This is a genomic window from Pedobacter vanadiisoli, assembly GCF_042684385.1.
GTDB lineage: Bacteria > Bacteroidota > Bacteroidia > Sphingobacteriales > Sphingobacteriaceae > Pedobacter > Pedobacter vanadiisoli.
Map to the genome: position 1 here is coordinate 1 of NZ_JBHULL010000027.1, position 3,274 is coordinate 3,274.

Below are 3,274 nucleotides of genomic sequence, written 5' to 3' on the forward strand. Positions count from 1 at the left end.
ACGCCATGGGGCACAGATGAAATACAGAAAAGATCTGAAACGGTTCGAGACCGCAGTTTTTTACTAATAAGGTTAAGCTAGAGGCTTAGGCTTAGGGGAATGAAACCCTCGGCCTTTATACCCTCCACTTTCAACCTTAGTAAAGTTCTTTGACATATTGGAAGAAGTTAAAAAAGAAGAGCAAACAACAATAGGCGACTGTTTTGTTTGTGCTCACCAACCCAAGAGGCAACTCAAAGGAAGGTATGAGACATCATAACAAGAGCAAAAAAGCATACCATACGGCGCAAAAGGCGTATGAGTAGAAGAAAGTAAGAAAGAGTACACGGGGGATGCCTTGGCTCTCAGAGGCGATGAAGGACGTGATAAGCTGCGATAAGCTTCGGGTATTTGCAAATAGGAATTGATCCGAAGATTTCCGAATGGGGCAACCCGGCTGGTTGAAGACCAGTCACATATAATGAGCAAACCTGCCGAACTGAAACATCTAAGTAAGCAGAGGAAGAGAAAATAACAATGATTTCCTAAGTAGTGGCGAGCGAAAGGGAATAAGCCCAAACCAATATTGTTACGGCAATTTTGGGGTTGTAGGACTACGATGTGGTATTAGCAAACAGAAGTGGAACGGGATGGGAAGCCCGGCGATACATGGTGATAGCCCAGTACACGTATAGAATGCTAGCCTAGTAGTATCCTGAGTACCGCGAGGTCGGAGACGCCTTGTGGGAATTTGCCGGCACCATCCGGTAAGGCTAAATACTCCTGAGAGACCGATAGTGAACCAGTACCGTGAGGGAAAGGTGAAAAGAACCCCGAACAGGGGAGTGAAATAGAACCTGAAACCGTGTACTTACAAGCGGTCGGAGCATCCAAGTGGTGTGACGGCGTGCCTTTTGCATAATGAGCCTACGAGTTACTCTTCTCTGGCAAGGTTAAGTGCTTCAGGCACGGATCCGAAGCGAAAGCGAGTCTGAATAGGGCGTATAGTCAGAGGAGGTAGACGCGAAACCTTGTGATCTACCCATGGACAGGTTGAAGGTGCGGTAACACGTACTGGAGGACCGAACCGATAAACGTTGAAAAGTTTCCGGATGATCTGTGGGTAGGGGTGAAAGGCTAATCAAACTGGGAAATAGCTCGTACTCCCCGAAATGTTTTTAGGAACAGCGTCGACGTTGAGTTATATAGAGGTAGAGCTACTGATTGGGTGCGGGGGAGTCAAATCCTACCAAATCCAGACAAACTCCGAATGCTATATAATATAGTCGGCAGTGAGGCGCGGGGTGCTAAGGTCACGCGCCGAGAGGGAAAGAACCCAGACCATCAGCTAAGGTCCCCAAGTTACAGTTAAGTTGAACTAACGAGGTCCGATTGCACAGACAGCTAGGATGTTGGCTTGGAAGCAGCCATTCATTTAAAGAGTGCGTAACAGCTCACTAGTCGAGCGATCGGGCATGGATAATAAACGGGCATAAAATTGTACACCGAAGCTATGGGATTGAAATATATCGGTAGGGGAGCATTCTATATACAGTGAAGGTATCTGGTAATGGGTGCTGGAGTGTATAGAAAAGCAAATGTAGGCATAAGTAACGATAAGGCGGGCGAGAAACCCGCCCACCGAAAGGATAAGGTTTCCTGATCAACGCTAATCGGATCAGGGTTAGTCGGGACCTAAGGAGAACCCGAAGGGGAAATTCGATGGACAACGGTTTAATATTACCGTACTTTTTATAACTGCGATGTGGGGACGGAGTAGTGACACTGCCGCGATCTGACGGAATAGATCGTTAAAGGCTGTAGGTATAGGACTGGTAGGCAAATCCGCCGGTCTTGCTGAGCGCTGATAGTACCAAGAGCCTTCGGGTGATTGGATAGTGCAGGTAATCAGACTTCCAAGAAAAACCGCTAAGCTTCAGGTTATAAAAACCCGTACCGCAAACCGACACAGGTATCCGGGAAGAGGATTCTAAGGTGCTCGAGTGAATCATGGCTAAGGAACTCGGCAAAATGGCCCTGTAACTTCGGGAGAAGGGGCGCTGTCAGCAATGGCAGCCGCAGTGAAAAGGCCCAGGCGACTGTTTAACAAAAACACATGGCTTTGCAAAATCGAAAGATGAGGTATAAGGCCTGACACCTGCCCGGTGCTGGAAGGTTAAGAGGGGATGTCATCGTAAGAGAAGCATTGAATCGAAGCCCCAGTAAACGGCGGCCGTAACTATAACGGTCCTAAGGTAGCGAAATTCCTTGTCGGGTAAGTTCCGACCTGCACGAATGGTGTAACGATCTGGGCGCTGTCTCAGCCATGAGCTCGGTGAAATTGTGGTCCCGGTGAAGACGCCGGGTACCCGCAACGGGACGGAAAGACCCCATGCACCTTCACTACAATTTAACATTGACATTGGGTACAGGATGTGTAGGATAGGTGGGAGGCTATGAATTGGTGTCGCCAGGCATCAAGGAGCCAACGTTGAAATACCACCCTTTCTGTATTCGATGTCTAATCCCGATTATCGGGAGACATTGTTTGATGGGTAGTTTGACTGGGGTGGTCGCCTCCAAAAAGGTAACGGAGGCTTTCAAAGGTAAGCTCAGTACGCTTGGTAACCGTACGGGGAGTGCAATAGCATAAGCTTGCTTGACTGTGAGACATACAGGTCGATCAGGGTCGAAAGACGGATATAGTGATCCGGTGGTTCTGCATGGAAGGGCCATCGCTCAAAGGATAAAAGGTACGCTGGGGATAACAGGCTGATCTCCCCCAAGAGCTCATATCGACGGGGAGGTTTGGCACCTCGATGTCGGCTCGTCACATCCTGGGGCTGGAGAAGGTCCCAAGGGTTCGGCTGTTCGCCGATTAAAGTGGCACGCGAGCTGGGTTCAGAACGTCGCGAGACAGTTCGGTCCCTATCTGTTGTGGGCGTAGGAATTTTGAGTGGGGCTGACCTTAGTACGAGAGGACCGGGTTGGACCAGCCTCTAGTGAATCTGTTGTTCCGCCAGGGGCATTGCAGAGTAGCTACGCTGGGAATAGATAAGCGCTGAAAGCATCTAAGTGCGAAACTAGCCACGAGATGAGAATTCCATATAGGACCGTAGCAGACTACTACGTTGATAGGCTACAGATGTAAAGCTGGTGACAGCATAGTCGAGTAGTACTAATCATCCGAAGCTTTCAAAAGCAACATAGTGTTGTTTGTTCTTCAAACTAACTTCTTTCAATAATATGTCATTTCAAGCGACTAGCTGAAAGACTAAAGACTAAAGCGGAATAC

At 48.5% G+C, this 3,274-nt stretch carries 1 rRNA gene; it reads left to right on the forward strand.

Annotation, left to right across the window (positions count from 1 at the left end):
* Positions 1-305 precede the first annotated feature (305 nt).
* A 23S ribosomal RNA gene (locus tag ACFSR6_RS17590) occupies positions 306-3,180 on the forward strand.
* The last annotated feature ends 94 nt before the right edge of the window (positions 3,181-3,274 follow it).